2 protein-coding genes are annotated in these 2,842 nt (G+C 55.0%); both read left to right on the top strand.

The annotated features are described in order from the left end of the window. The first annotated feature begins 14 nt into the window (after window positions 1-14). The gene (locus CHU92_RS02125) at window positions 15-947 is read left to right on the top strand and encodes a PorP/SprF family type IX secretion system membrane protein (RefSeq protein ID WP_094412132.1); all 933 of its coding nucleotides are present in this window, start codon (window positions 15-17) and stop codon (window positions 945-947) included. 20 nt (window positions 948-967) lie between these two features. Beyond that, the gene (locus CHU92_RS02120; protein WP_094412130.1) at window positions 968-2,842 is read left to right on the top strand and encodes an OmpA family protein; all 1,875 of its coding nucleotides are present in this window, start codon (window positions 968-970) and stop codon (window positions 2,840-2,842) included.

Genomic DNA, 2,842 nt, shown 5'->3' with positions numbered 1-2,842 from the left:
CAAAGAACACACAGATGAAGAAACTATATGTTATAGCGGTATTAGCCTTAGGCATTTATAATGTTTATTCGCAGCAGGATCCGCATTACACGCAGTACATGTACAACATGAATGTGATCAACCCGGCTTATGCGGGTTCTAAGGAGAACCTTGCCTTTGGTTTGCTCTACCGCAAGCAGTGGGTTGACATAGAGGATTCGCCCACGACGATGACCTTTTCGGGGCACAGTCCTGTGGGCAAGAATGTAGGTTTGGGCTTATCGGCCATCAATGACCGTATCGGCCCTGTGGAGGAGACCAATGTATACGGGGACTTCTCCTACACGCTGAACCTTGGGGGGCAGCACCGCCTGTCTTTGGGTCTTAAGGCTGGCGCTACTTTCCATAAGGTAGGCCTTTTTACCGACATTGGCCAGAGCAACGTTCCGGACCCGGACGACCCGGCCTTCAGCGAGAACAGCAACAACACGTACTTTAACGTAGGGGCGGGCTTTTTCTACTATACGGACAACTACTACCTGGCGTTTTCGGTTCCCAATATGCTAAAGGCCAAGCACCTTGACATTACTGATGACGGGCAGCAGCGGCAGTTTGGCTCGGAGACCCAGCATTACTTTTTAACGGCGGGCTATGTTTTCCAGCTCAGCGAGAACACCAAGTTCAAGCCTTCGGCATTGCTCAAGTCGGCTTTTGATGTATCGCCCTCGCTGGATGTATCGGCCAACTTTTTGTTTTTTGAGCGCTTTGAGATAGGGGCTACCTACCGCCTGGACGACAGCTTTGGCGGTATGGTGAACTATGCCATCAGCCCCAATTTGAGGATAGGGTACGCGTATGACCATATTATTTCTGACCTTAATGTAACCACGCCTTCCTCACACGAGGTCATCCTTTTGTTCGATCTGAACTTCCCCAGGAAGGTATCCCGTTCCCCCCGTTATTTCTAACCTAAAAGCGACACACTACGATGAAGAGACTATATATTACCCTTGGGATGCTGGCCTGCATGGCAGTATATGCACAGAACAAGGATACCGAGACGGCCGACAGGCTCTATGCACGCCTGGAATATGTTGACGCGACCGATGCCTACCTCAAGCTTGCCGAGAAAGGCAAGGGCAACGCCTATGTTTACAGGCAGCTTGCCGAGAGCTACTACAACGTGTACAACTCCAAAGAAGCGGTGAAGTGGTATGCCAAAGCCATAGAAACCCCGCAGGATGCCGAGACCTACTACAAGTATGCGCAGATGCTGCGCTCAGAAGGGCGCTATGAGGAAGCCAACCGCCAGATGCAGGCCTTTGCCGCGATGCAGCCGGGCGACCAGCGTGCGATACTCTTTAAGCAGGACCCGAACTACCTGCCTAAGCTCAGGAGCCAGGAGAAGCTTTTTGACGAGAAGCTGATGGATATTAACGACCCCAAGTACAGCTCCTTCGGGGCAGTGCTGGCCAATGACAATACGCTTTACTTCACCAGTACCCGCAACACCGCCCGGAAGAACTACGGCTGGAACGGGCAGCCCTACCTGGACATCTACACGGCCACCTACAATGCCAACGGCACTTTTTCTGAGCCGGTGCCCCTGGCCCAGCTCAACACCAAGTGGCATGACGGCCCTGTGGCGGTAAGCGCTGACGGGAACACGATGTACTTTGCCAGCGAGAGCTTCAAGGAGCGCAGGCAGTTTGAGCGCGACAGGGAGAACAACCTCAAGCGCGGGCAGGTATTTTTGTACAGGGCCACGCGCGAGGGAGGCAAGTGGGGCAACATCCAGCTGCTGCCCTTCAATGACAAGCGGTGGTCTACGGGCAACCCGGCGCTGAGCCCCGATGGCAAGACGCTGTACTTCGCCTCGGACAGGGAAGGCACCCTGGGCAAGGGCGACATCTGGAAGGTAGAGATAAAGGAGGGCAACGCCTATGGTGAGCCGCAGAACCTGGGGCCAAAGGTAAACACCGACGGGAGTGAGAACTTCCCGTACATCACCAGCGACAACAAGTTGTACTTCTCCTCCGACGGGCGCAAGGGCTTCGGGGGGCTTGACGTGTACATGACAGACCTGAACAGGAGCACTGAGGCCATCAACGTAGGGGCGCCGGTAAACACCAGCAAGGACGACTTTTCCTTCAGCCTGAACACGGCGAAAAACCTGGGCTTCTTTGCCAGCAACCGCACCGGGGTAGACCAGCTCTACATGGCCATCCCGGTATGTGGTGTGGAGGCCATAGTGCAGGTAAGGGACGCCAGGACAGGCAGGGCCCTGGCCAATGCCAAAGTGGCCATACTGGATGACAAGGGCAACGTGATAGAGACGCGGTCCACGGCCGAAGACGGCAGCGTAGCCTACAACATAGACTGCGAGCGGGGCTACACCATACAGGCCTCGGCCGAAGGGTATGAGAACAACACCTTCCCGGTAGCCAAAACAAAAGGCGGCACGGTCAATGTGAATGCCGACCTGAACGAGATAGAGAAGATTGTGACCGAGACAGCCGTAGTGCTCAACGATGTGTACTATGAGTTTGACAAGAGCAACATCACCAGGGAAGGCGCCTTTGAGCTGGACAAGCTGGTAGAGGCGATGAAGAAGCAGCCGGGCATGGTAATCATGGTCAAGGGGCACACCGACTCAAGGGGTAGTGAGCAGTACAACATGAACCTGTCTAACCGCAGGGCAAGGTCGGCCGTGCAGTATGTCATCTCACGCGGCATAGACCGCTCGCGCATCTCCGGCCAGGGGTATGGGGAGAGCGAGCCTAAGGTAGCCTGCGGGGACAACTGTACCGAGGAGCAGCACGCCCAGAACCGCCGCACCGAGTTCCTTATCGTGAAGAAATAA

The organism is Flavobacterium cyanobacteriorum (genome assembly GCF_002251835.1).
GTDB classification, from domain to species: Bacteria; Bacteroidota; Bacteroidia; order Flavobacteriales; family Flavobacteriaceae; genus Flavobacterium; species Flavobacterium cyanobacteriorum.
The sequence above is the reverse complement of the archived record's forward strand: the minus strand, read 5'-3'. Positions and strand labels throughout refer to the sequence as shown.